This window comes from Pseudomonas sp. NPDC077649 (assembly GCF_044542855.1).
In the GTDB taxonomy this organism is placed as follows: domain Bacteria; phylum Pseudomonadota; class Gammaproteobacteria; order Pseudomonadales; family Pseudomonadaceae; genus Aquipseudomonas.
Genome location: NZ_JBITVF010000006.1, coordinates 20,749 through 45,181, shown reverse-complemented (window position 1 = coordinate 45,181; position 24,433 = coordinate 20,749). Strand labels below are relative to the sequence as shown.

Annotated in this window: 21 protein-coding genes and 2 pseudogenes; 9 read left to right on the top strand and 14 right to left on the bottom strand. The window is 62.7% G+C overall.

Features of this window, described 5'->3' with window-relative positions:
* Positions 1-57: 57 nt before the first annotated feature.
* Together ACIGFL_RS17795 and ACIGFL_RS17790 are read right to left on the bottom strand one after the other, a co-directional pair.
* Entirely contained in the window at positions 58-1,041 is a 984-nt protein-coding gene (locus ACIGFL_RS17795) for a tripartite tricarboxylate transporter substrate binding protein (RefSeq protein WP_013713422.1), read from the bottom strand.
* Positions 1,042-1,196: 155 nt separating this feature from the next.
* Positions 1,197-2,153 carry a LysR family transcriptional regulator gene (locus ACIGFL_RS17790; RefSeq protein WP_013713423.1) on the bottom strand — a complete coding sequence of 319 codons (957 nt, stop codon included), beginning with the start codon at positions 2,151-2,153 and terminating at the stop codon, positions 1,197-1,199.
* Positions 2,154-2,312: 159 nt separating this feature from the next.
* Here ACIGFL_RS17790 and ACIGFL_RS17785 point away from each other — a divergent pair, with 159 nt between their 5' ends.
* The gene (locus ACIGFL_RS17785) at positions 2,313-3,494 is read left to right on the top strand and encodes a fumarylacetoacetate hydrolase family protein (RefSeq protein ID WP_397498190.1); all 1,182 of its coding nucleotides are present in this window, start codon (positions 2,313-2,315) and stop codon (positions 3,492-3,494) included.
* Between the two features lie 3 nt (positions 3,495-3,497).
* Here ACIGFL_RS17785 and ACIGFL_RS17780 read toward each other — a convergent pair whose 3' ends face one another.
* Entirely contained in the window at positions 3,498-4,430 is a 933-nt protein-coding gene (locus ACIGFL_RS17780; protein WP_397498019.1) for a LysR substrate-binding domain-containing protein, read from the bottom strand.
* Positions 4,431-4,592: 162 nt separating this feature from the next.
* Here ACIGFL_RS17780 and ACIGFL_RS17775 point away from each other — a divergent pair, with 162 nt between their 5' ends.
* Positions 4,593-5,732: an iron-containing alcohol dehydrogenase gene (locus tag ACIGFL_RS17775; RefSeq protein WP_397498018.1), complete on the top strand. Its 1,140-nt coding sequence runs from the start codon at positions 4,593-4,595 to the stop codon at positions 5,730-5,732.
* An 8-nt stretch (positions 5,733-5,740) separates the two neighbouring features.
* Here ACIGFL_RS17775 and ACIGFL_RS17770 read toward each other — a convergent pair whose 3' ends face one another.
* Positions 5,741-6,685, bottom strand: a complete 945-nt coding sequence (locus tag ACIGFL_RS17770) for a LysR family transcriptional regulator (RefSeq protein WP_104728415.1) — start codon at positions 6,683-6,685, stop codon at positions 5,741-5,743.
* 136 nt (positions 6,686-6,821) lie between these two features.
* Between ACIGFL_RS17770 and araD1 the strand changes: the two genes are divergently transcribed.
* The 3 genes from araD1 (at position 6,822) to ACIGFL_RS17755 (ending at position 11,016) form a co-directional block, all read left to right on the top strand.
* On the top strand, positions 6,822-7,823 hold the full coding sequence (araD1, locus tag ACIGFL_RS17765; RefSeq protein ID WP_317527424.1) for an AraD1 family protein: 1,002 nt from the start codon (positions 6,822-6,824) through the stop codon (positions 7,821-7,823).
* 217 nt (positions 7,824-8,040) lie between these two features.
* Positions 8,041-9,624 (top strand): aldehyde dehydrogenase (NADP(+)), encoded by a 1,584-nt coding sequence (locus ACIGFL_RS17760; protein WP_397498017.1) that lies wholly within the window; start codon positions 8,041-8,043, stop codon positions 9,622-9,624.
* 105 nt (positions 9,625-9,729) lie between these two features.
* Entirely contained in the window at positions 9,730-11,016 is a 1,287-nt protein-coding gene (locus tag ACIGFL_RS17755; RefSeq protein WP_397498016.1) for an OprD family porin, read from the top strand.
* 47 nt (positions 11,017-11,063) lie between these two features.
* On the opposite strand, the pseudogene ACIGFL_RS17750 reads toward ACIGFL_RS17755, so the two are convergent.
* Positions 11,064-11,447: pseudogene (locus tag ACIGFL_RS17750) on the bottom strand (alpha/beta hydrolase); the annotation flags it as partial.
* Here ACIGFL_RS17750 and ACIGFL_RS17745 point away from each other — a divergent pair.
* Positions 11,381-11,686 carry a hypothetical protein gene (locus tag ACIGFL_RS17745; protein ID WP_317527421.1) on the top strand — a complete coding sequence of 102 codons (306 nt, stop codon included), beginning with the start codon at positions 11,381-11,383 and terminating at the stop codon, positions 11,684-11,686. The pseudogene ACIGFL_RS17750 and the gene ACIGFL_RS17745 overlap by 67 nt on opposite strands.
* Positions 11,687-11,710: 24 nt before the next feature.
* Here the strand turns inward: ACIGFL_RS17745 and ACIGFL_RS17740 are convergent, their stop codons facing one another.
* From ACIGFL_RS17740 to ACIGFL_RS17710, 7 genes are all read right to left on the bottom strand, one after another.
* Positions 11,711-12,685, bottom strand: coding sequence for an IS1595-like element ISAchd1 family transposase (locus ACIGFL_RS17740; RefSeq protein ID WP_397498015.1), 975 nt, complete (start codon positions 12,683-12,685; stop codon positions 11,711-11,713).
* 202 nt (positions 12,686-12,887) lie between these two features.
* Positions 12,888-14,093 carry an alpha-hydroxy acid oxidase gene (locus ACIGFL_RS17735; protein ID WP_397498014.1) on the bottom strand — a complete coding sequence of 402 codons (1,206 nt, stop codon included), beginning with the start codon at positions 14,091-14,093 and terminating at the stop codon, positions 12,888-12,890.
* Positions 14,094-14,143: 50 nt separating this feature from the next.
* Positions 14,144-14,992, bottom strand: coding sequence for a fumarylacetoacetate hydrolase family protein (locus ACIGFL_RS17730; RefSeq protein ID WP_397498013.1), 849 nt, complete (start codon positions 14,990-14,992; stop codon positions 14,144-14,146).
* Positions 14,989-15,906, bottom strand: a complete 918-nt coding sequence (locus ACIGFL_RS17725) for an NAD(P)-dependent oxidoreductase (RefSeq protein WP_397498012.1) — start codon at positions 15,904-15,906, stop codon at positions 14,989-14,991. Before ACIGFL_RS17725 ends, ACIGFL_RS17730 begins: the two co-directional genes overlap by 4 nt.
* Positions 15,907-15,971: 65 nt before the next feature.
* Complete coding sequence (locus ACIGFL_RS17720) at positions 15,972-16,991, bottom strand: TRAP transporter substrate-binding protein (RefSeq protein ID WP_397498011.1); 1,020 nt, start codon at positions 16,989-16,991, stop codon at positions 15,972-15,974.
* 103 nt (positions 16,992-17,094) lie between these two features.
* Entirely contained in the window at positions 17,095-18,372 is a 1,278-nt protein-coding gene (locus ACIGFL_RS17715; protein WP_397498189.1) for a TRAP transporter large permease subunit, read from the bottom strand.
* Positions 18,373-18,438: 66 nt separating this feature from the next.
* The gene (locus ACIGFL_RS17710) at positions 18,439-18,942 is read right to left on the bottom strand and encodes a TRAP transporter small permease (protein WP_397498010.1); all 504 of its coding nucleotides are present in this window, start codon (positions 18,940-18,942) and stop codon (positions 18,439-18,441) included.
* Positions 18,943-19,170: 228 nt separating this feature from the next.
* On the opposite strand from ACIGFL_RS17710, the gene ACIGFL_RS17705 reads away from it, so the two are divergent.
* Complete coding sequence (locus tag ACIGFL_RS17705) at positions 19,171-20,706, top strand: UxaA family hydrolase (protein WP_397498009.1); 1,536 nt, start codon at positions 19,171-19,173, stop codon at positions 20,704-20,706.
* A 7-nt stretch (positions 20,707-20,713) separates the two neighbouring features.
* Here ACIGFL_RS17705 and ACIGFL_RS17700 read toward each other — a convergent pair whose 3' ends face one another.
* Complete coding sequence (locus ACIGFL_RS17700; protein ID WP_397498008.1) at positions 20,714-21,694, bottom strand: GntR family transcriptional regulator; 981 nt, start codon at positions 21,692-21,694, stop codon at positions 20,714-20,716.
* Between the two features lie 235 nt (positions 21,695-21,929).
* Positions 21,930-22,739 (bottom strand): AraC family transcriptional regulator ligand-binding domain-containing protein, encoded by an 810-nt coding sequence (locus tag ACIGFL_RS17695; protein ID WP_397498007.1) that lies wholly within the window; start codon positions 22,737-22,739, stop codon positions 21,930-21,932.
* A gap of 488 nt (positions 22,740-23,227) precedes the next feature.
* On the opposite strand from ACIGFL_RS17695, the pseudogene ACIGFL_RS17690 reads away from it, so the two are divergent.
* Both ACIGFL_RS17690 and istB read left to right on the top strand, forming a co-directional pair.
* Positions 23,228-23,593 (top strand): annotated as a pseudogene (locus ACIGFL_RS17690) (IS21 family transposase); the annotation flags it as partial.
* A 17-nt stretch (positions 23,594-23,610) separates the two neighbouring features.
* Positions 23,611-24,366, top strand: a complete 756-nt coding sequence (gene istB, locus ACIGFL_RS17685) for an IS21-like element helper ATPase IstB (protein ID WP_317527411.1) — start codon at positions 23,611-23,613, stop codon at positions 24,364-24,366.
* Positions 24,367-24,433 lie beyond the last annotated feature (67 nt).

The following is a 24,433-nucleotide window of genomic DNA, read 5'->3' as shown; positions in this document are numbered from 1 at the left end:
TCGAACCGCTGGAACAAAAGCATGCGACGCCCCGGCGGGGCGTCGCATCGGATGAAGTCACTTCTTCATGCCGATCTTTTCGATGATGCCGCCCATGTACGCATTGTTGTCGACCAGGAATTTCTTGAAGTCCTCGCCCTTGTGCCATTCGACACCGAAACCCTGGCGCTTCATGAAGTCCTGGTAGAACTCGCTGTTGTAGGCCTTCTCCAGGGCGTCTTCGAGCTTGGCCACCACGGCCGGGTCCATGCCTTTGGGGCCGGCGACACCGCGCCACTCACCCAGCGAGTAGTCGCTGCCGATGCTTTCCTTGATCGTCGGGATATCCGGGAAGGCCGGGTTGCGCTCGGGGGAGAGAATCGCCAGGCCCTTGGCCTTGCCGGCTTCGATCATCGAGCGGGCTTCGGGTACCGAGGACGGGACGAGTTCGATGCTGCCAGCGGCCAGTTCTACCATGGCCGGAGCCGCGCCCTGGCTGGGAATCCAAGTGACCTTGTTGGGCTCGATGCCGCGATCCATCAGCAGGCCGGCGAAGGCCACATGCCAGATGCCACCCAGGCCGGTACCGGAGGCCTTGAAGGTACCCTTCGGCTTGTCGGCAATGTCCTTCAGGAGCTCTTCGACGTTGCTGTACGGCGCATCGGCGCTGACCTGTACGCCCGGGTAGTCGTAGTTGGTCATGGCCAGGGGCGTGAAGTCCTCGTGGGTGATCTTGGTCAGCCCCTGCCAGTGCATCATGTTCAGCTCACCGGTCACGAAGCCCAGGGTGTAGCCGTCGGGTTTGGCGCTGGCCATCACCGTGTGGCCCACCACGCTGCCACCGCCGGGACGGTTGACCACGTTGATGGTGACGCCCAACTCCTTCTCCAGCGCCGTGGCGATACCACGTGCGGCAGAGTCGCTGCCGCCACCGGCGGCCCACGGCACGATCAGTTGGATGGGTTTGTTCGGGTATTCGGCCATGGCTGCCACTGGGGCGCCCAGAAGGGAAAAGCCGAGGGCGAGGCTGAGCGGGCGCAGCAGAGTGCTTAGCTTGATCATGAAAGGTCACCTATTGAAGTTATTTTGAGTGAGGTGCAGCTAGGTTCCGCTTGAACGAGTCGGCCAGGCAGATGGCGCGGCGTGGAATCAAAGCCAGGCCGAAACTAGGCAACTCTGGGGGAGGTGTCTAATGAGGCTTTCTCATCGAATCATAACTAGGGGTTATTCGCTGATGATTCGTCGCGAATGGCTGCCCGCAACGCCTCTATGAAGTCGCGGACTGCGGAGGATATGGGCTCGTCCTTGCGCAGCAGCACACCGTAGGCGAGCGGCGGCGGGGCCAAGTTTGTCTGTACCTGTTTCAGGCTGCCGTCGAGCAGGTTCTGTCGCACCACGGCTTCCGGCAGCAGGGCCAGGGTGTCGCTGTTGCACAGCAGTTTCAGCGTGGTTTGCACGGAGGTGGTTTCGATGCTGTTCGCTGGCGGGTTGACCCCGGCGTCGCTGAACGACTGCTCCAGCGATTGGCGCAGCGGGGTGTTGAGCGGGTAGAGCACCCAGGGCCATTCGGTCAGTTGCGCCGGGCTGACGCGTTGCCGCGCGCAGAGCGGGTGTTCGGGGCGGGCGATGAGCAGGAAGGGCTCTTCGGCCAGCGCGGTGAAATCGAAGCGCTGGCGCTGCGGATGATCGGTGAAGCGCCCGACCACCAGGTCCAGCTGCTTGTGCTCCAGCAACTTGAGCAGATGGTCACTGGTGTCCTCCAGCAGTTCGATAGTCAGCAGCGGGCGCCTGCCTTTCAGGCGCAACAGGGTTTCAGGCAGGGCGTGGGCAGTGGCGGCGAAGATGGCGCCCACCTTGAGGTAGCCATGGCCGCCCTGGCGCAGGCTTTCCAGGCGATAGCTGAAGGTCTGGCAATCATTCAGGGCGCGCTGTGCATAGGCGATCACTTCCGCGCCCAGCTCGGTTGCCGGCAGTTCGCGGTTGAGACGTTCGAACAGGGTGAAGCCGAACTGGTTCTCGATGTCGCGCAGCATCTTGCTCACCGCAGGCTGGCTCAGCCCCAGCTGCTGGGCGCTGCTGTGCATGTTGCCGGTGCGGGCCAGGCTGTCGATCAAGGCCAGGTGGCGATAGCGCAGCCAGTTGTGAAGCGTCGGGAGATTGCCGGTTTGGCTCATGACGGATGTGCTCAGAAAGACTCGATAACCGGATCATATCGCGTACTGACTAATAGTCATTGGTGGTTATCGCGATTGGGGGGATAAGGTCGGCCGGCCTGACTGCACCACTGGGTGCCCATGCAGGCATCCCCTTCGCATAACAAGACGGACACTGCCATGTCACATGCTCTCAGCCTTTCGACCAGTAACACTTTGCCATCCGACGGCCTGCGCGGAACCCTCGTCGGCCGGGCCTGGCTGCCCGGAGAGCACGCGGGGCCTGCGCCTATCCTGCTGCGTGAAGATGGCGTCTACGATCTTTCCACTCTCGCGCCGACCCTCAGCGGGCTGTTCGAGCGCGAGCAGTTGTTGGCCAGTCTGGCGAGCGTTGGCGGCAGCCCGTTGTGCAGCGTCGAGGCATTGCTGTGCAACAGCGGTGCTGATTTCAATCCACAGCTGCCCAGCCTGCTGGCGCCGGCCGATCTGCAAGTGCTCAAGGCTGCCGGCGTCACCTTCGCGTCCAGCATGGTCGAGCGTGTGATTGAGGAGCGCGCCGGTGGTGACGCCAGCCTGGCCGAAGGTGTGCGAGCCAAGGTCAGGCAGGTACTGGGCGACGATTTCGCCAGCATCAAGCCGGGCTCGGAGAAGGCCCAGCAGGTCAAGGCGCTATTGCAGGAACAGGGCCTGTGGTCGCAGTACCTGGAAGTCGGCATCGGCCCGGATGCCGAGATTTTCACCAAGGCACCGGTACTGGCTGCCGTTGGCAGCGGGGCGGAGATCGGCATTCATCCCGGCTCGGTGTGGAACAATCCGGAGCCGGAGGTCGTGCTGGCCGTCAACAGCCGGGGCGAGGTGCTGGGTGCAACCCTGGGCAACGACGTCAACCTGCGGGATTTCGAAGGCCGCAGTGCCCTGTTGCTGAGCAAGGCCAAGGACAACAATGCCTCATGCGCCATCGGCCCGTTCATCCGCCTGTTCGACGATACCTTCAGCCTCGATGATGTGCGCAACACGGTGGTTCGCCTGCGCGTCGAGGGCACTGACGGCTATGTGCTAGAAGGCACCAGCTCCATGGACAAGATCAGCCGCGATCCGCTGGATCTGGTCGGCCAGGCGCTCAACCGCAATCACCAGTATCCGGATGGCTTCCTGTTGTTTCTCGGCACCCTGTTCGCGCCGACCGAGGATCGTGATGCGCCGGGTGGCGGCTTCACCCACAAGCTCGCCGATCGGGTGATCATCAGCAGTGAGCAACTGGGCGCCCTGCACAACAGCGTCAACCACAGCGACAAGGCGCCGGTCTGGCAATTCGGTCTCAACGCGCTGATCAACAACCTGGCGGCACGCGGCCTGGTCTGATGCTCAGGTGTTGCCCTGCGCCGGTGTGAGCTGCTCGATGAACAGGCGGCTGATCGAAGACAGGCTGACACCGCGCCGGGTGATCAGCTGATACGGCTCGCTGCGGCTCTTCAGTTGCAGCGGCAGGATGCAGGTCATGCCGAAACCGGTGCAGAAGCGCGCCACGTCTGTCGACAGCAGGGCGACCAGTTCCGGGTTCTTCTGCAGCAGCGACAGGGTGGTGAAGGCCGAGGTGGTTTCCAGCAGGTGCAACGGGAAGCGTAGCCCCGCCTGCTGGAATTCCCGCTCCAGTGAAAGGCGCATCGGCATGTTGGCCGAGTAGACCACCCAGCGGCTGTCAGCCAGCTCGGCCAGTTCCAGTTGCGCGCGGCCGGCCAGCGGATGATCACGGTTGGCGACCACGGCCAGGGTTTCGTCACGCACGTCGATGCAGTCGTATTGCTCCGGCTGGCGGCTGATGCTGGTACGACAGATCGCCAAATCCAGACGACCCTGGTCGAGCAGGCTGAGCAGGCGCGCACTGGTGTCTTCGACGATTTCCACTGAAAGATCCGGGTGCTCCTCCAGCAGCCGGGTCAGCGCATCCGTCATGAACGGCACTGCGCCCATGATCACGCCGACCGACAGCCGTCCGCCGTGGCCCTGGAGAATACCCAGCATTTCCTCGCGCAGATGGGTCAGGTCGGTCTGGATCAGCTTGGCATAGCGAATTGCGCAATGCCCCAGCTCGTTGGCCTCCAGGCCGCGGTTGGTGCGTACGAAAAGCGGCGCGCCCAGCGTGGTCTCTATTTCCTGCAGCGCCTTGGTTGCCCCGGGTTGGCTGATCGAGACCAGTTCCGCGGCTTTGATCAACGAGCCCTGCTCGCCAAGGGCGATCAGTAGACGCAGTTGGCGGAAGCGCAGGCGGGAAAAAATGGAGGACACCGATGGCAGCATATATAGCTTTCCCTTATAGCAGTATCAGCGCCTCTCATTAGTCAGGGGCGCCTCTATCTCATAGTTTGTCAGGGTGGCAAGGCTATCCGTGAGAGTGTCCGAGTGATCTTACTCGACGTTTTCCGCTGCCTGCTAATACAAAAAACAAAGCAGAGGCTTCCCATGGCACTTATTAACTACCTCACCCAAGTCCAGTTCGGCTACGACGCCCTCGGCCAGTTGGCTGCCGAGTGTCAGCGCATTGGTATCACTCGGCCCTTTATCGTCACCGATACCGGGGTGCGTGCTGCAGGTATCGTCGACAAGGTGCTGGCGCAACTGGCCGAGCCTGCCGTTGCCGAGGTATTCGACCAGACGCCGCCGAACCCGAATGAAGGTGTGGTGCGTGCTGCGGCTGCGCGTTATCGCGATGGCGGCTTCGACGGCATCATCGCGGTCGGTGGCGGTTCTTCCATCGACCTGGCCAAGGGTGTTGCCGTATGCGGCACCCATGAAGGCCCGCTGAAGCAGTTCGCCGTCATCGAAGGTGGGCTGACCCGCATCACCGCCGCCACCGCGCCGGTAATCGCCATCCCCACCACCGCCGGCACCGGCAGCGAAGTCGGTCGTGGCGCCATCCTGATTCTCGATGATGGGCGCAAGGTCGGTGTCATCTCGCCCTACCTGATCCCGCGTTCGGCGATCTGCGATCCCGAACTGACCCTCGGCTTGCCGGCGCAACTGACCGCTGCCACGGGCATGGATGCCATCGCCCACTGCCTGGAAACCTTCATGGCGCCGGCGTTCAACCCACCCGCCGACGGCATCGCCCTGGATGGTTTGTGGCGCGCCTGGCGGCACATCGAGCGTGCAACCCGTACCCCCGGAGATCGCGAGGCGCGGCTGAACATGATGAGCGCCTCGATGCAGGGCGCCCTGGCCTTCCAGAAGGGCCTGGGTTGCGTGCACAGCCTCAGCCACTCCCTCGGTGGCATCAACCCGAGGCTGCACCATGGCACCCTCAACGCGGTATTCCTGCCGGCGGTGATCGCCTTCAACGCGCAGTCCGATTCGGTACGCGACGAGCAGAAGCTGCAGCGCATCGCGCAGGCCATGGGCTTGGGTAGCACCGAGGAAATCATTCCGGCAATCCGCGAGATGAATCGTCGCCTCGGCATGCCGGCGGGTCTGGCAGAGATGGGCGTGGATGAGTCGATGTTCCCGGCGATCATCGAAGGGGCGCTGGCCGACCATAGCCACAAGACCAACCCGCGTCTGGCGAGTGCTGAGGACTACGCCGAGTTGCTGCGCCAGTCCATGTGAGGGGCGGTCTATGCGCCTTCGTAGAGGGCGTCCTGCTCGCTGCGCAGGTGTTCCAGCAGCAGACTCGCCAGTGGTGACAGGCTGCTGCCGCGGCGATGGATGATCGAGCATGGCTCGTTGCGCGACTGCAGTTCCAGCGGCAGTCGACGCAGCAGGCCGAAGCCTTCGCTGGAGCAGGCGATGGAGTAGGGCATCACCGCCACCAGCTGTGGGTCCTCCTGCAGCAGGCTGAGCATGGTGAAGGTCGACGAGGTTTCCAGCGGGTAGCGGGGAAACTCCAGGCCGGCCTCGCCGAATTCGCGCTCCAGCACCGTGCGCATCGGCGTGCCGGTGGGGTAGACCACCCAGCTGCAGTCGCGCAGATCGGCCAGGCTCAGCGCGGGGTTGCCCTGTTGCCGATGCTGCGGGGCGGCCACCAGCGCCAGGCGCTCGGCGTGCAGGCTCAGACACTCGTAGGCGTCCGGATGCTGGCTGCCACTGGTGCGGGCGATGGCCAGATCCAGGCGGCCTTCATCGAGCAGCTTGAGCAGTCGCGGGCTGATCTCCTCGACGATCTGCACGGAAATATCCGGCTGCGCCTGGCGCAGCCGGGTGAGGGCGCGCAGGACCAGCGGCACCGAGCCGGCGATGGTGCCCACTGCCAGGTGACCACCATGGCCCTGGAGGATGCCCTGCATCTCGTCGTGCAGGTGTGCCAGGTCGTTGTGGATAAGGCGCGCGTAGCGGATCACGCAGCGGCCCATGTCATTGGCCTGCAGGCCCTGGGCCGTGCGTATGAACAGGGGCGTGCCGAAGGTGGTTTCGATCTCGTGCAGCGCCTTGGTCGCACCCGGCTGGCTGATGGCGATGCGCTCGGCGGCACGGTGCAGGGTGCCCAGCTCGTCGAGGGCGATCAGCAGACGCAACTGGCGAATACGCAGGCGTGAAACGATGTAGTTCAGTGGCTGCAACATAGTGGGATGACGAAAAGTTATCACCTAATCAGAAGCTTTCATTAGGCAGCACTGCGGGCAATTTTTAAAGTGCTGGCCAAGCAACGCCGCAGGGTCGGCGCAAGAACAACCGGACAAGAACAACAGGAGCACAGCGATGCGGTTGATTCAGTTTGAGAACGAACAGGGCCAGCGCCAGGTCGGCGTCGTCGGTGACTCACGCATCAGCGTGGTCAAGGGCGTCAGCAGCACTCGTGAGCTGGCGCTGCAGGCGATCCGTAACGGTCACGGCCTGATCGCCGAGATCGAGCGTCTGGGCGTCGAACAGGGCCCGGTCTACGCCGAGTTGATCGAGCAGAAGCGTCTGCTGGCTCCGCTGGATCACAGCGATCCGGCTCACTGCCTGATCTCCGGTACCGGTCTGACCCATCTGGGTAGCGCCTCCACGCGCGACAAGATGCACCAGCAGGTGGAAGCGCAGCAGGCCGAAGGCAAGCTCACCGACACCATGCAGATGTTCCAGTGGGGCATGGCCGGCGGTCGCCCGGCTGCAGGCAGCGAAGGCGCACAGCCGGAGTGGTTCTACAAGGGGGACGGCAGCATCGTGGTTCGCCCCGGTGAGGACTTCCCGGTGCCGGACTTCGCCGAAGACTTCGGTGAGGAGCCCGAGCTGACAGGCCTCTACGTGATTGGCGACGATGGCCAGCCCTATCGCATCGGCTTCGCGCTGGGCAACGAGTTCTCCGATCACGTGGTCGAGCGCAAGAACTACCTGTACCTGGCTCACTCGAAGCTGCGCTTCTGCTCCTTCGGCCCGGAAATGCTGATCGGCGAGCTGCCGCGTCACCTGTCCGGTATCAGCCGCATCCGTCGTGGCGACCAGGTGCTGTGGGAGAAGGAGTTCCTCTCCGGCGAGGACAACATGTGCCACAGCCTGGAGAACCTCGAGTACCACCACTTCAAGTATCGCCAGTTCCTGCGTCCGGGTGACGTGCACGTGCACTTCTTCGGCACTGCGACCCTGTCGTTCGCCGACGGCATCAAGGCGCAACCTGGGGATACCTTCGAAGTCAGCCTGGATGCGCTGGGCGAGCCGCTGCGCAACGGGATCAGCGTGCATGCGCCAGCGGTGAAGGTCGGCGGTGTACGTCAGCTGTAAGGATCTGCCAGGCCCGGCAGCACTGCTGTCGGGTCGAAATTCCGCTCGGCGGATTCGGATTGCGCCCTCACAAGGGGACGAATGCCGAAGTTATCACTTATCATACGTCTGACAACTGTATAGCCAGTTGCCAATCCCTGGCCCAAAAAGCCGGGGCCTCATTCATTTTCATTGTCCCTGGCGGCGACCCCATCGCCCCACCTGACAGGAGAACGCCATGCTGAGTCTGACTGGCCACAATTACATTGGCGGTGAGCGCCGCGCTGCCGGCACCGTCGTGCACAAGAGCCTCGACGCCAGCAGCGGTGAAGCGCTGCCCTACACCTTCATCCAGGCCACAGCCGAAGAAGTCGACGCTGCTGCCCAGGCTGCCGCCGCCGCTTACCCGATTTACCGCAACCTGTCGGCCGAGCGCCGCGCCGAGTTCCTCGACGCCATCGCTGACGAACTCGATGCCCTCGGTGATGAATTCGTCGCTCTGGTCACCCGCGAAACCGCACTGCCGGCGGCCCGTATCCAGGGCGAACGTGGTCGTACAAGTGGCCAGATGCGTCTGTTCGCCAAGGTGCTGCGTCGTGGTGACTTCTACGGTGCGCGCATCGACCGCGCCCTGCCGGATCGCCAGCCGCTACCGCGTCCGGATCTGCGTCAGTACCAGATCGGTGTTGGCCCGGTTGCCGTGTTCGGTGCCAGCAACTTCCCGCTGGCCTTCTCCACCGCGGGTGGCGATACCGCCTCTGCGCTGGCTGCCGGTTGCCCGGTGGTGTTCAAGGCGCACAGCGGCCACATGGCCACCGCTGAGTGCGTGGCCGACGCAGTGATTCGCGCCGCCGAGAAAACCGGCATGCCCAAGGGCGTGTTCAACATGATCTTCGGTGGCGGCGTCGGCGAGATCCTGGTCAAGCACCCGGCCATCCAGGCTGTCGGCTTCACCGGTTCGCTGAAAGGCGGCCGCGCCCTGTGTGATATGGCCGCTGCCCGTCCACAGCCGATTCCGGTATTCGCCGAGATGTCCAGCGTCAACCCGGTGATCGTCCTGCCGGGCGCCCTGAAAGCGCGTGGTGCCACTGTCGCCAAGGAGCTGGCGGGCTCCGTGGTACTGGGCTGCGGTCAGTTCTGCACCAATCCTGGCCTGATCATCGGCATTCGCAGCGCCGAGTTCAGCGAGTTCGTCGCCGGCCTGGCCGATGCCATCGGCGCACAACCGGCACAGACCATGCTCAACGCCGGCACCCTGCGCAGCTACGCCAACGGTGTGGCGCAGCTCAAAGGCCATGCAAAAGTCAGCCACCTGGCGGGCAACGAGCAGGCCGGCAACCAGGCGCAACCGCAACTGTTCAAGGCTGACGTGAGCATGCTGCTCGAAGGCGACCATCTGCTGCAGGAAGAAGTCTTCGGTCCGACCAGCATCGTCGTCGAAGTGGCCGACAGCGCCGAGCTGACCCGTGCCCTGCAGAGCATGCACGGCCAGCTGACCGCGACCCTGATCGCCGAGCGTGCAGACCTGAGCGCCTTCCGCGACTTGCTGCCGCTGCTGGAAGTCAAAGCCGGTCGTGTGCTGCTCAATGGCTACCCGACTGGCGTTGAAGTCTGCGACGCCATGGTGCATGGCGGCCCGTACCCGGCGACTTCCGACGCTCGCGGCACTTCGGTCGGTACCCTGGCGATCCACCGCTTCCTGCGTCCGGTCTGCTACCAGAACTACCCGGACGAGGTACTGCCGGAGGCGCTGCAGAACGCCAACCCGCTGGGTATCCAGCGTCTGGTTGACGGTGTGCACACCCGTGATGCCCTGAGCTGAGTCTTTCAGCTCGACCCCATGATGCTGCGCCCGTCCCGGCGCAGCGTTATCCCTCGCGGTGCTTTGGCACCGCTTTTTTTAACCTGTCGAAGAGAACAACAAGATATGACACCTACTTTCTGCCGTACCCCACTGTTTGCCGCCTGTAGCCTGGTCAGCGCCATCGCTGCTCTACCTTTTGGCAATGTCCACGCCGCCGGCTTCGTCGAAGATGCCAAGGTCACCCTCGGCCTGCGCAACTACTACTTCAACCGCAATTACCTCAACGGCACCGACCCGCGAATTCAGGGCGAACTCCAGGGCCAGGCCGAAGGCTGGACGCAGAGCTTCATCCTCGATGCCCGCTCCGGCTACACCCAAGGCACCGTCGGCTTCGGCCTCGACGTGCTGGGCCTGTACAGCATCAAGCTGGACGGCAACCGTGGCGCCGCCAATACCCAGCTGATGCCGATCCACGATGACGGCCAGGCGGCTGATCAGTTCGGCCGTACTGCTGTGGCCGCCAAAGCCAAGCTCTCCAAGACCGAACTGAAGGTCGGCGAGTGGTTCGCCGTGCTGCCGATGCTGCGTGCCGACGACGGCCGCTCGCTGCCGCAAACCTTCCAGGGCGCACAGCTGACGTCCAACGAGATCGATGGCCTGACCCTGTACGGCGGCCAGTTCTGGAAGAACAGCCAGCGTAACGATGCCAGCCGCGAAGAGATGGCGTTCAACTCGGGCACTCCCTTTGGTCTCGTCGAGGGCGATGACTTCAACTTCGCCGGTGGTGAGTACCGTTTCAACGGCAACAACACCATGGTCGGCGCCTGGCATGCCCGCCTGGAAAACGTCTATCAGCAGAGCTACGTGCAACTGACCCACAGCCAGCAGGTTGGTGACTGGGTACTCGGTGCCAACCTGGGTTACGTCACCGGCAAGGAAGAAGGCTCGGCCAAGGCCGGCAACCTGGACAACAAGGTCTATCAGGGGGCGTTCACTGCCAAGACCGGCAACAACACCTTCATGGTTGCTTACCAGAAGCTCAGCGGTGATACCAAGTTCATGCGTGTCGACGGCACCAGCGGCGGCACTCTGGTCAACGACGGTTTCACCAACAGCTATGACAACCCGGAAGAGCGCTCCTGGCAGGTTCGCCATGACTACAACTTCGCCGGCCTCGGCATCCCCGGTCTGACCCTGATGAACCGCTACGTCAGCGGCGATAACATCAAGACCGCCAACCGTGACAACGCCGAAGAGTGGGGCCGCGAATCCGAGCTGGCCTACACCATCCAGGAAGGCACGCTGAAGAACCTGAGCATCCGCTGGCGCAACTCCGACGTGCGCCGCGACGTGGGCCAGGATCTGCACGAGAACCGTCTGATCATCAACTACCCGCTGTCGATCCTGTAAGACGAGCGCAGGGCGAGCAACCGCTCGCCCTGCGCTCACTCCCTCGTTCAACGCGCTGCCTGCGTCTTCTCCACCGCCTGAATGATCACCTTGGCTACATCGCTTGGGCGCGACTGCTGCGGTACGTGGCTGGCTGCGATCTCGGTGGTCTGCGCGCCGATCTTCTTGGTGAAGTCGCGTTGCATCTGCGGCACGATCATGCGGTCATCGCTGGCGACGAGGTACCAGGACGGCTTCTGCTTCCAGGCCGCGACGCTGGTGCGCTCATCGAACGCTGCCGCGCGTATCGGGCCTTGCGTGGTGGTCATCACCGCCGTCTGCGCGGCTGGCAGGTCCTGGGCGAAGTCGGCGGCCATGCCCTGCGGTGTCAGGTAGAGGAAGCCATTCTTGTCCGCAGCGATCTGGCTCGAACCCGGCGCGGTGGGGTAACCAGGCGCTGACCAAGCTCTTCCTGGAGACCCGTCCGGAAACCACGCCGAAACTGATTGGCGATGTGGTCGAGCAGATCGACAAAATCGTGAAAGTCACTCGTTTTGAAGGCTGGCAGAACTCCAACAGCGGCCCGCGTGAAATCCAGAAGGCTCTGATGCTGACCCTGGCGCAGTTTGGTTTGAGCAAGGACAAAAGTCTGTTTGAAAAGGCTTATGCCTATATTGAAGGTCATTACTGACCCAGCATGTAGCCAGCTGCAAGCTTACGCAGATAAACGAAAAGGCTCTGTCTGAGTTAGCTGTTGCATATCCCTATACCCCAACGCCTCTTTCAAGCAAATCAATGGGTTGAGCTGTGTTTTGTAGCGCTCAAGCAGGCGGCGCCAGCCCAGATAGTTCGTTAGGTACTTGGTGGCTACACCATGAAAAGGAATCATCCAGCTCTTGAGTCGGCTGTCGTAGGCATTCACGTTCTGGATGTGGAAAGCACCATCAACCCGTCGATTCTGGCTCGGGTTAATCGGTCGGTGAGTGATGCCTTCAACCTTGGCGAAATGGGCGTAGACACTTGCGCTGTCAGTACAGAGAATCGCATCCGCGTCTATCAGCGGGCGTAGCCGCTCCCCTATGTGCTGTGCATCCAGCTTTTCCAACTTGAAGTCTGCCTGCTGACCACTGCGATCTCTTACCACCAGCACAGGGATTTGCTCGGCAGACAGTCCGCGTCGTTTGGCGCTGCCACCGCGCCGACGAGGCGGTCGAGGCAGTTCGCGTTGCCCCTTGAAGGACTCCAGGAAGAAGGTTTCATCTGCTTCAACAATGCCTGACGCGTGCTGGGCCTGGTGATCGGCAATCCGCGAAAGAAACCTATGTCGCCACAGGAAAGCTGTGTTTTTGCTGACGCCACAATGAACGGCGGCCTTGCGCACGCTCAGGCTCTGGGTCAGTGCGTCCGCATAGTCTTGCCAGAGATGGCGCTTTCTCAGTCGCGCCATTGGGGTGCCCGTCAGGGCATTGCTGGTTTTACCGCAAACCTTGCAGCGGTATCGCGGCAAGTCACCACTGGAAGCCCAGGGGCGCAGTTCCCGCGATTGACAATGCGGGCAATGACTTGGGGCCTTGATTGCGTCCTGCGAGTGCCTGGCAGCTGGCAAGAGCTTGGATCTCAACTGGTCGCGTTGCTCTGGGTTGAGGCTGGAGAGCTGTGCCATCCACCGCGAAAACTGAACCGCTTTCATGATAGATCCCTCATGCTGGGAAAGATCACGATTCAGTTTAGACCACTGCAACAGCTAACTCAGACAGAGCCTAAAAAATAGCCGGGAGCCATTTTCAACGTGGCGTGCGAAGCCCCCGAAAGGGTGGCTACCAAGGATGGCAGGTCATAAAAAGCTGCCTCGCACCTGAAGATTCGTGGGTGGGTGCGAGGCAGTTGGAAAACTAGCGACGAATGGCTTCGGCCAAGCCGCGCCATACGGGATCGTGGATCAGATCGGGTGTCAGTTCCTCCAGGCTGCGGCAGCCCAGCAGCCCCAGGGAACGGTCCATCTCGCTACGCAGGATCTCGATCGCGTGACTGGCCCCCGGGCCTTTGCCCGCGGCCAGGCCATACAGACCCGCACGCCCCAGGAACACCCCATCGGCGCCCAACAGGCGGGCCTTGAGAATGTCCGTGCCGCGGCGGAAGCCACCATCTAGGAATACGCTGACACGCCCCTTGAGCTGCCGCGCGATGAGCGGCAGCACCTCCATGGCCGACACTGCGCCATCGAGCTGGCGACCGCCATGATTGGACAGCACCACGCCATCGACGCCGTACTTGAGTGCATGGGGCGCATCGTCCGGATGCATCAGGCCCTTGATGATGAGTTTTCCGGGCCACAGGTCGCGCAACCAGGCGATGTCCTGCCAGCTCAGGGTGGCGTCCAGCTCCTGGCCGATGGCACTGGCCGCGCCTTTCACCGAGTCTTGTCCTGGCTTCAACAGATTGCCCAGGTTCTTGAAGCGCGGCACGCCATGAGGTACCAGCACATCCCAGACCCAGCCAGGATGGGCCGCGACGTCCAAGGTATTGCGCAGGTCGAGCTTCAGCGGCCGGCGGTAGTTGCGCCGATCCCATTCACGATTGCCAAGAATCGCACTGTCGGTGGTGACCACTATGGCCTCCAATTCCAGTGCCTTGCAGCGGGCCACCAGATCGGCAACGTGCTGGCGGGTGCGGTACAGGTAAATTTGCATCCAGGCACGCACCCCGTCGATGGCAGCGATCTCTTCGATGGCGACGGTGGAAGCATTGCTCAGCACGAAGGGAATACCGGCACGGGTGGCCGCCTGGGCCAGGTGCCAATCACCACGATCGGTCAGCAGGCCGTTGAAACCAGTCGGGCCGATCAAACAAGGCATGCTCGATGGACGATCGAAGAAATGACACCCCAGATCGCGCTGGCCAACATCGACCAGTGTGCGCGGCTGCAGGGTGATGCCCTCGAATACGCTGCGGTTACGCCTGAGCGTCACCTCATCGTCGGCGCCGCCCTCGACATACTCGAAGGAAAAGTTCGGCAACCGGCGACGAGCCATCTCGCGCAACTCGTCAATATTCTGCGCACGGCGAAAATCGCGCCCTGGGTACAGGCGTCGTTGCATATTCAAACCTCATCTCGTTCAGGTACGGGGCGACAGGCGCCGCCCAATGTTTAACGCTGCCAGGCCACCACGTTCTGGCGCTGCTCACCCAGGCCACTGATGCTCAGGCGCATGCGGTCGCCGGGCTTGAGGAACTGCGGCGGCTGCATGCCCGCGCCGACGCCCGGAGGCGTGCCGGTGCAGATCACGTCACCCGGGTTGAGCGTCATGAACTGGCTGATGTAGCTGACGATCTCGTCGATGGAGAAGATCATCGTGCGAGTGTTGCCCTGCTGACGCAGCTCGCCGTTGACGCTCAGGCGCAGGTCCAGGTTGCGCAGGTCGGTGATTTCATCCGCTGTCACCAACCAGGGACCGATGGGAGCGAAGGTGTCGCAGCCTTTCCCCTTGTCCCAGGTGCCGCCCCTTTCGAGCTGATAGGCACGCTCGGACACGTCGTTGACGATGCAGTAGCCGGCGACATGCTCCAGCGCCTGCTCGCGCTCGACGTACTGCGCCTTGCGCCCGATGACGATGCCCAGCTCCACTTCCCAGTCGGTCTTTTCCGAGCCACGCGGAATAATCACGGCGTCGTTGGGACCACAGATGGCGCTGGTAGCCTTCATGAACAGCACCGGCTCACTGGGCACCGGCAGGTTGGATTCCTTGGCGTGGTCGGCGTAGTTCAGCCCGACGCAGATCAGCTTGCCGATGTTGGCGATGGGCGTACCGATGCGCACGCCATCCTCGACTCGCGGCAAGCTGAGTGGGTCGAGTGCGCGCAGTTCGTCGAGCGCCTTGCGCTCCAGTGTCCGCGGGTTGATGTCGAGCACGTGCTGGCTCAGGTCACGCAGGCTGCCATCGGCCGCGACCAGAGCCGGTTTTTCCTGGCCCGACGGGCCGTAACGCAGCAGTTTCATACCTTGTCCTCCTGACGGGCGCTGACCCGTACACCATTGATTTCGCCCAGCACGTCGAACAGGCGCGGCACGTACTTGTCGCCGTGGCCGAGCACCTTGGCCAGCATGAAGGTCTGGTACACCGCGTCGGAAACGATGCCGGTGGTCGGCGTCAGCTTGGTCAGCTCGGTGTAATAGCGCATGTCCTTCTCGCAGTTGGCCAGGGCGAACTGCTGCCCGGAGTCATCGCCGTGCAGGACGTAGGGGATGATCCGCTCGAAGGTGCGGCTGTAGCCGCCGCTCATGCTGCAGATCTCGGCGAATGCGGCCAGGTCGATGCCATTCTTCGCCGCCGTGCAGAACGCCTCGGCGAGGATGGTGGCGTTGCCCTGAGAGATGAAGTTGTGGATCACCTTGGCCTTGTGGCCCGAGCCCAGCGGGCCGAGGTGATGGATGGTCTCGGAGAAGCACTCGAGCACCGGACGCACTTTGTCGAGCACCTCGGCATCGCCTCCGGCGAGCACGTTGAGGCGCCCGGCCTGGGCATCCTTGGGCGTGCGATTGACCGGCGCGTCGAGGTAGTGACCGCCCTGTGCGGCGACCTGCGCCGCCACCTCCGCGGTGCGATTCGGGTCGCCCGTGCTGCAGTCGACCACGATCTGCCCCGGACGCAGACCGGCCAGCACGCCCTGCTCGCCAGCCAGGGTGCGACTGACTTCGGCCGTGCCCGGCAGGCACAGCAGCACCACGTCGACGGCGCGGGTCAGCTCGGCGGCATTGGCGAACTCGCGGGCGCCCTTGCTGACCAGATCCTCGACCGGCTGACGGTTGCGGTGCGCCGTGACTCCGAGGCTGAAGCCCTTGTTCTGGATGTTGCTGGCCATGGCATGGCCCATCAACCCGAGGCCGATGAACCCAACATTGATAGCGGTCATGAGACCCCACCTTGCATGTAGCGCCTGTGCCCGGCACCAGCCGTGCCGAGCACAGGCGTAAAGGGTTACTGGGCGTTGCGGACCTTGGCGATCTCGGCATTCATTTCCGCCATCAGCTCTGGGCCATATTCGGCCACCAGCTTCTCGACGGTCGGACGCACCACTTCACGCATGCGCTCGATTTCTGCCGGGGCGACTTCGTTGATCTGCATACCATGCTTGGCCAGTGCTTCAAGGGAGCTCACCGCCATGTCGCGGGATACCTTGCGCTCGTAAGCCTGGGCTTCCAGGGACGCGCTGCGAACCAGCTCACGCTCGGTTTCGTTGAGCTTGTCCCAGGTACGCTTGCTGAAGATTACGACCAGCGGGTCGTAGAAGTGGCCGGTCAGCGACAGGTACTTCTGCACTTCATAGAACTTCGAGGCCTCGATGGCCGCCAGCGGGTTTTCCTGGCCGTCGACGGTGCGGGTTTCCATCGCCGTGTACAGCTCGGTGTACGACAGCGGCACCACGTTGGCGCCCAAGGCCCTGAACGACTCGATGGCGGAGGGAATCTGCATCAGGCGCAGCTTCAGGCCCTTGATGTCTTCCACTGTCTGCACCGGACGCCTGCTGTTGGTGACATGGCGGAAACCGTGATCCCAGTAGCCCAGGCCGATCAGGCCATGCGGCTCCAGCTTGGTCAGCAGGCTCTGCCCGACCGAGCTGTCGAGTACCGCGTCGACTTCGGCAGAGTTCTTGAAGAGGAACGGCATACCGTAAAGACCGAAGCTCTTCTCAATGCCCGTGAGCAGGCCGGGGGTCACCATGGTCATGTCGACGGTGCCGCCCTGCACAGAGGAAATCACCTGCGCATCGCCACCCAGGGTACCGCTGGCGAACACCATCACCTTCATCTTGCCGTCGCTCTTCTCCTTGAGGATCTCGGCGAACTTGTTCGCCCCCAGCCCGTGCGGGTGATCCTTGGCCATGACGAAGGCGACCTTGAAGTTGTGGCGGTTGATTTCCTCGGCGTGTACGGCAGCGCTCAACAGCATGGCAGACGAGCACAGCAGTGCGGTCAGGGCTTTGGGAATGAATTTCATGACTACGTCCTCTTGTTTTTATGACGGCTTGATAGGCAGAAAGATGGGCAGAAGCCCGCCTGCACCGGTCGCCAGAGGCGGCCCGGTGCAGGGTGATAGGTCATCAGTACAACCACTGCGCCGGTACCAGCAGTAGCTGCGGGAAGAGCAGTAGCAGGCCAATGATCAGCAGCTCGGCCAGCAGGAACGGCAGCACACCGCGCGCCGTGGCCAGGAAGTCGATCTTGGAAACCCCGGCGACCACGTTGAGCACCAGACCGACCGGTGGCGTGATCAGGCCAATCGCACAGGTCATGACGAAGATCACGCCGAAGTAGATCGGGTCGATGCCCGCTTCCACCGCCACCGGCATCATCACCGGCGCCAGGATCAGGATGATCGGCGACATATCCATGGCCATGCCGATCAGCACGATGATCGCCACGATCAGCAGCATCAGCAGGCGCGGGCTGTCCATCAGCGGTTCCAGCACCGCGACCACCGAGCTTGGCAGGTCGGCGACGGTGATCATCCAGGCCGCGACCATCGCCGAGGCCACCAGGAACATCACCATCGCAGTGGTCAGCACCGACGACAGCAGAACCTGATACATGCTCTTCCAGGTCAACTCACGGTAGATCACCAGCGACACGAACAGCGCATACACCGCCGCGACCACCCCGGCCTCGGTCGGGGTGAAGATGCCGGCACGCAGACCGACCAGAATGATCACCGGCAACAGCAGCGCCCAGACGCCTTCATAGAACGCCTTGAGCACTTCCTTGAACGGCGCACGCGGGCGGGTGATCAGCGTCTCGCGGTTGGAAACCAGGTACCAGGCAACGCACAGCGACAGGCCCATCATCAGACCCGGAGCGATGCCGGCGAGGAACAGCTTGGTGATCGACACGTTGGCGGCAACGCCGAACAGAATCAGGCCAATCGACGGCGGCAGCACCGGCGCGATGATCCCGGAGGCGGCGACCAGGCCAGCCGAGGTGGCGCGGTCATGGCCGACCTTGACCATCATCGGCACCAGCAGCGCAGCAAGCGCGGCGGCATCGGCAGCGGCCGAGCCGGACAGACTGGCCAGCACACAGGCGGCCAGGATGGTCACGTAACCCAGGCCACCCTTGATGTGGCCAACCAGGGCAACGGCCATGGTAACGATCCGCTTGGACAAACCACCGGCATTCATCAGCTCGCCGGCCAGCATGAAGAACGGCACCGCCATCAGCGGAAAGCTGTCGGCACCATTGATCAGTCCTTGTGCCACGATCTGCGCGTCGAACAGATCGAGGTGATACATCATGGCCAGCGCGCAGAGGATCAGCGCATAGGAAATCGGTACGCCAATCGCCATGGCGCCCAGCAGGGAAAACACGAAAATCGCGATGATGATCATCACACCACTCCGTTCTTATTATGTGGCGCGCCCACCCGTGGCAGGCGCAGGCCAGCGGGCGTACTACTGATGGATCTCGGCGGAAATGTCCGGGCGATGGATTTCGCCGCCGACGGCCAACCGTGCGATCTCGTAGAGATGAATGAGGCAGGCCGACAGGCCGAAGAACACGCCCGAGGCATAGAACATCCCCATCGACCAGCCGGTGACGGGTGACGGCATGTTCCAGTTGATCTCGACCTGCTGCCAACTGCCCCAGAAGAACAGCCCCGAGCAGGCCAGCATGAGCAACTGCGAGAGGATCAGGCAGCCACGCTCGCCCCAGCTCGGCAAGGCACGCAAGGCAAGGTCGACACCCATGTGGCCACGCTCGCGCAGCAAAATCACCGCGCCGATGAAGGTCAGCCAGACGAAGGCCCAGCGTGAAACCTCTTCGGACACCAGGATGCTTTCGTTGAAGCCATAACGCAGCATGACGTTGCCGAACACCAGCACCACCATGGTCACCAGGCAGATGATGCCCAGCACCTTGAGCAGGGTGAAGTAACCCTCGATGAGTTTATGCATGGCGCGCGCCCCAGAGGTAGGCGGCAGGGGCGGATGGACAGGGAAGCGGCTGGGCGCCGACGCGCCCCGAGTGATGGGAACGATCCATCAGGTAGGCCTCACATTGTTGTTTTTGTGTGCTGTCGAGCAGCTGTGTGGCGCTGACACTAACACCGGAATTTATTGCGTGCAATGTTCATTTTCGTCAGTATCGTCAGCAGTCGATCACAACAACAATGAGAACGAGCCATGCAACTCATCACCAATAGCCCGACCGTGGTTATCCTCAGCGACATCGATTCCGTGGCCGTCGCCCGCCGTGCCCTGGCCCGTAACAGCCATGTGGAAAAGCTCGGCCTGACCGCCGTGGACGACATCCCCGCCGGGCACAAGATTGCCCGCCGCGCCATCGCCGCCGGCGAGGCCGTGCTCAAGTACGGCCAGGTCATCGGCACCGCCAGCCAGGACATTGCCGCCGGCGCCCACGTGCACACACACAACGTGTCGATGCCGCAAAGCCACGCCAGCAGTGAACTGCCACCGACCATCGAACGCACGCCAGTGCTGCCGCCGGAACAACGCCGCCGCTTCATGGGCTATCGCCGCCCGGACGGCCGCGTCGGCACGCGCAACTACATCGGCATTCTGTCGACAGTGAACTGCTCAGCGACCGTGTCACGCGCGGTGGCCGCGCACTTCAACGGCTCGGAGCTGCTCAAGCGCTACAACATCGATGGCGTGGTGGCGCTGACCCACGGCAGCGGCTGCGCGATCAACACCGAGTCGGAAGGCTTCAAGTTCCTCGAGCGCAGCATCTGGGGTTACGCCTGCAACCCCAACATCGCCGGCGCGCTGGTGATCGGCCTGGGCTGCGAGACCAACCAGATTTCCTCGCTGATGAAGCGCTACAACATCAGCGAAGGGCCGAACTTCCGCGTCTTCAACATCCAGAACGCTGGCGGCACCCGTGCCAGCATCCAGCGCGCCATCGAGCAGGTGACCGATATGCTCGAGGCCATCGGCCGCCTGGAACGCACCTCGGAAAGCGTCGAGCACATCATGGTCGGCATGCAGTGCGGCGGCTCGGACGGCTACTCCGGCATCACCGCCAACCCGGCGCTGGGCTACGCCGCCGACCTGCTGGCCCAGCACGGTGGTACCGCGATTCTCAGCGAAACGCCGGAAATCTACGGCGCCGAGCACCTGTTGATCGCCCGAGCGATCAGTCATGAAGTCGGCCAGAAACTGCTCGACCGCCTGAGCTGGTGGGAGGAGTACACGCGCATCAACGGCGCCGAGCTGAACAACAACCCCTCGCCCGGCAACAAGGCCGGCGGCCTCACCACCATCCTGGAAAAATCCCTGGGCGCTGCGGCCAAGGGCGGTACCAGCTCGCTCAACGGCGTGTATGAGTGGGGTGAACCGATCACCGAGCGCGGCTTCGTGTTCATGGACAGCCCCGGCTACGATCCGGTGTCGGTGACCGGCCAGGTGGCCTCCGGCGCCAACATGATCTGCTTCACCACCGGGCGCGGTTCGGTGTCCGGCTTCAAGCCCGCACCGTGCATCAAGCTGGCGACCAACACCGAGATGTATCGCAAGCTGGAAGAGGACATGGACATCAACTGCGGCGGTATCGTCGACGGCGAACTGAGCATCGCCGAAGCCGGGCAGAAGATCTTCGACATCATCATCGAGATCGCCTCGGGCGAGCCGTCCAAGAGCGAGCTGTACAACTACGGTGACAACGAGTTCGTGCCGTGGCAGGTGGGTGCGATCACCTGACCGCCCCTCAGTCCTGCAACTCCAGGTAGGGCACGGCCGCGATGCGGTTGTGCTCGCGGAAGTACGCCACGCGTTGCTTGACCTTGCGCTCGGCGGTAACCAGGTGCTCCTCCATGCTCCGCGCCGCCAGGTCGGCCCGCCCGGCGTGCAGATTCTCGAAGATGCTTAGGTGCTCACGGAAGAAGGGTTCTTCATCGGGGAAGTAGCTCTTGTCCAGCAGGATGTGCTTACCCGACAGCAGCAACGAGTGGGTACGCCGCAGGATCTGCAACATCTGCCGGTTGGGGCAGCAGCCGAGCGTTTCGATGTGCAGGTCGCTTTCCAGATCGTCGAACTGGCGACTGTCCATGTCTGGGTAGAGCGCCATGGCCTGGTGCAGACGCTCGATGTACCCCTCGATCCGCTCGGGCTTGATGAACTCCGCTGCGCGCACCAGCACATAGGGCTCCAGGCGCCGACGCACTTCGTACAGTTCAGCCAAACGCGCCTCGTCCCACTGCCCGAGCTGCCAACGGGAGCGCTCGTCGCGCTCGACCAACCCCATCAGCGAAAAGCGCGTGAGCACCTGGCTGGAGACCGTGCGGCTAATGGCGTAATGGCGGGACAGTTCGAGCTCGTTGATGCGATAGGTACCGAACAGCGACTGGTGCAGCAAGTCACGTTCGATCTGATCGTAGACGGACTTCCAGGTTTCCGTCTTGCGCGGAGCCTGAGCGCGATCATCCGTCAGTTTGAAATCGCTCGCCTCCAGCTTGCGCCGCAGCACCTTGCCAGGCTGCGCCCCGACCAGATAACCACGGCCGTCGAACTTGCAGACCAGACCTGCCTGATGCAGGTTGAGCAGCGCCTGGCGCACGGGTGACCGACTGACGCCGAAAAGCTCCGCCAAGGGTCCCTCCAGCAACAAGGTGCCGGCTTTCAGTCGCTTGCTCTTGATGCTCGTCGCGATGATTTCGAATAGCTGATCGTTGAGGTGCTTTTTCATCATTATTGTTTTCGAATTGGTCACCTTGTCGGTGTTACGGGCACTCGTCCTGCAGCTCCACGGGTATGCGCGCAGTCTAATTATCACTTTGCACGCAATGTACCTTAACACCGCCCTCCCATGGCCGGAAAAGACCACTGGAGTGTAATGGCTTGTCCCGGTCGTGAGCGAAACCTCATAGCAGAAAGGATCACGAGGTAAGCAAAAAATCAGGAAGTCGCTCCGCCATCACCATGCATCAATCGGTACTGATTGGGCAAATACCGAACCAGCGTACGCAGGCCTTGTGGAAACTGCTCTGATCGCGAAAGCCCAGTTGCGCCGAAATGTACTTGAGGCTGCGCGTGGTATTGCGCAGAAAGCTCGCAGCCTGTCGTTGACGTGCCTGGTCGAGCAGCAAGGTGAAGTTCGCCTCGTCACGCACCAGACCATGCTGCAGGCTGCGCCGACTCATGCCGAGCTGGTCGGCCACGTTGCTCAGGCCGGGGCTGATGCACTGGCTCAATTGCTCCGCAAGGATGCGCCGCACCCGCGCTTCCAACGAACCATCTACCTGTTCGCTCATTTGCGCCTGGGCGTATTCAACGTGCAACGTATGCAACGCGGCGGCAGCGGTGGGCAATTCGATCGCGCCGGCCTCCAGGCCGAATGTCATGCAATTGCTCCGCGCGGAAAAGCACAGGTTTTCACCGAACAGTCGGTGCAACTGTCGGCTGTCCTGCGGCTCTGGATAGGTCAGTTCAAGCCGCTGCGGCATCGGCTTCTGAAAGGACGCGAGCCAATGCACGATGGCCAAGACCAACGCGGCCCCTGCGTCGATGAACGCGCGTGGCGCACGCTGGGCAACGGTGGAGTTCTCCACGCCCACCAACTCGAGGCGGTCGGCATAGCGCTCCAGAAACATGTGCGAGCCATCGCTGGTCATCGGGTGATAGTCAGCCAGGCGCTGCAACGCCTGGGCCAGCGTTGGGCTGGACATCAGGACATAGCTTTTCACACGAAGCACGCTCGGATGGAAGTGTTGATAGGCGCGCAGGCCGATATCCACATCACCGCTTTCACTGACCAAGGTCTCCAGCAGCCGGTAACCCCTTCATCAAAGATTCGTACATGGCAATCACCGTGGCGCTTTGGTCAGGGACGTACCTGAACAGGATCTACCGCACAGCCTGACCGAGCTGCTAGATCTGCTGCGAATGCAGATGCAACTGCGCCTGCCCCAGATACTGGTGAATTTCGCTTGCCGCCAAGCGTTCGTCTCCCAATCGATACGCCCGTCAAGCTGGGGCGACATATTCGGTCATACCGATCTGGAAGACCCCGCCGGGGCCTATGGGGATAACCAACGCTCGGATACCGCCACTGATAGCCCCGATGTACCCGAATGGCTGCTGGATCTCTGTCAACGGATCCGGGCAGGCCAGCCGGTTGAAACACCACTGCAGGCCGAGACCCACGCAGAGCTTGCCGATCTCGTCCAAGGCTGGACCGCATTCATGCTTAATGGAGCATCAGCATACGGCCACGACATCGGGCACACAGGCCGAGCACATGCCCAAGAGCCATCGCGAGCACGCCGAGTGGACGCCACAACGGCTGATCCGCTGGGCTGAGCAGACCGGGCCGAACACGGCCGGCGTGATCAGCCACATCCTCGAACGGCGCATCCACCCGACTCACGGCTACCGGGCCTGCCTGGGCATCCTGCGCCTGGGCAAGACCCATGGCGAAGTGCGCTTGGAGCTGGCCTGCCGACGCGCCCTCAGCCTCGGCGCGTGCAGCTACAAGAGCCTCGAATCGATCCTGCGCCAGGGGCTGGAAAACCTGCCGCTGGCCCAGCAGCACCTGCCCCTGCTGCCGGACGACCACGCCAACCTGCGCGGCCCCGGCTACTACCACTGACCCCAAGGAATCCCACCATGCTGCCCCATCCGACCTTGGACAAACTCCAGACCCTGCGCCTGACCGGCATGCTCAAGGCACTCGCCGAGCAACTGAAAACCCCCGACATCGACAGCCTGAGCTTCGAAGAACGCCTCGGCCTGTTGGTCGACCGCGAACTGACCGAACGCGACGACAAGCGCCTCAGCAGCCGCCTGCGTCAGGCCCGGCTCAAGCACAGCGCCTGCCTCGAAGACATCGACTACCGCAGCCCGCGCGGGCTGGACAAAGCGCTGATCCTGCAACTGGGTAGCTGCCAGTGGCTGCGCGACGGGCTCAACCTGATTATCAACGGGCCCACCGGCGTGGGTAAAACCTGGCTGGCCTGCGCCCTGGCACACCAGGCCTGCCGGGACGGCTACAGCGTGCGCTACCTGCGTCTGCCGCGCCTGTTGGAAGAGTTGGGCTTGGCCCATGGCGACGGGCGTTTCGCCAAGCTGATGAGCAGCTACGCCAAGACCGACCTGCTGATCCTCGACGACTGGGGCCTGGCCCCGTTCACCGTTGAACAGCGCCGCGACATGCTGGAGCTACTGGACGACCGCTACGGCCAGCGCTCGACCATCGCGACCAGCCAAATGCCAGTGGACAACTGGCACGAACTGATCGGTGATCCGACTCTGGCCGACGCCATCCTCGACCGCCTGGTGCACAACGCCTACCGGATCAATCTGAAGGGGGAATCGATGCGCCGGAAGGCGAAGACATTGACGGCGCCGAGCGCCTCAGACTAACAATGCAACCCCTGCGTCGCTGCGCTCCGAATGCCTGTCCGAATGGCCGTGGAACAGGTGTCCGGAT

Coding starts and splice junctions, on each gene's coding strand:
- ACIGFL_RS17700 (WP_397498008.1), bottom strand. CDS start 21,694: ATGATGAAAAAGCACCTCAACGATCAGCTATTCGAAATCATCGCGACG.
- istB (WP_317527411.1), top strand. CDS start 23,611: ATGCTGCCCCATCCGACCTTGGACAAACTCCAGACCCTGCGCCTGACC.
- araD1 (WP_317527424.1), top strand. CDS start 6,822: ATGCGGTTGATTCAGTTTGAGAACGAACAGGGCCAGCGCCAGGTCGGC.
- ACIGFL_RS17730 (WP_397498013.1), bottom strand. CDS start 14,992: ATGAAACTGCTGCGTTACGGCCCGTCGGGCCAGGAAAAACCGGCTCTG.
- ACIGFL_RS17770 (WP_104728415.1), bottom strand. CDS start 6,685: ATGTTGCAGCCACTGAACTACATCGTTTCACGCCTGCGTATTCGCCAG.
- ACIGFL_RS17720 (WP_397498011.1), bottom strand. CDS start 16,991: ATGAAATTCATTCCCAAAGCCCTGACCGCACTGCTGTGCTCGTCTGCC.
- ACIGFL_RS17775 (WP_397498018.1), top strand. CDS start 4,593: ATGGCACTTATTAACTACCTCACCCAAGTCCAGTTCGGCTACGACGCC.
- ACIGFL_RS17740 (WP_397498015.1), bottom strand. CDS start 12,685: ATGAAAGCGGTTCAGTTTTCGCGGTGGATGGCACAGCTCTCCAGCCTC.
- ACIGFL_RS17780 (WP_397498019.1), bottom strand. CDS start 4,430: ATGCTGCCATCGGTGTCCTCCATTTTTTCCCGCCTGCGCTTCCGCCAA.
- ACIGFL_RS17710 (WP_397498010.1), bottom strand. CDS start 18,942: ATGCATAAACTCATCGAGGGTTACTTCACCCTGCTCAAGGTGCTGGGC.
- ACIGFL_RS17725 (WP_397498012.1), bottom strand. CDS start 15,906: ATGACCGCTATCAATGTTGGGTTCATCGGCCTCGGGTTGATGGGCCAT.
- ACIGFL_RS17795 (WP_013713422.1), bottom strand. CDS start 1,041: ATGATCAAGCTAAGCACTCTGCTGCGCCCGCTCAGCCTCGCCCTCGGC.
- ACIGFL_RS17755 (WP_397498016.1), top strand. CDS start 9,730: ATGACACCTACTTTCTGCCGTACCCCACTGTTTGCCGCCTGTAGCCTG.
- ACIGFL_RS17790 (WP_013713423.1), bottom strand. CDS start 2,153: ATGAGCCAAACCGGCAATCTCCCGACGCTTCACAACTGGCTGCGCTAT.
- ACIGFL_RS17705 (WP_397498009.1), top strand. CDS start 19,171: ATGCAACTCATCACCAATAGCCCGACCGTGGTTATCCTCAGCGACATC.
- ACIGFL_RS17735 (WP_397498014.1), bottom strand. CDS start 14,093: ATGCAACGACGCCTGTACCCAGGGCGCGATTTTCGCCGTGCGCAGAAT.
- ACIGFL_RS17760 (WP_397498017.1), top strand. CDS start 8,041: ATGCTGAGTCTGACTGGCCACAATTACATTGGCGGTGAGCGCCGCGCT.
- ACIGFL_RS17785 (WP_397498190.1), top strand. CDS start 2,313: ATGTCACATGCTCTCAGCCTTTCGACCAGTAACACTTTGCCATCCGAC.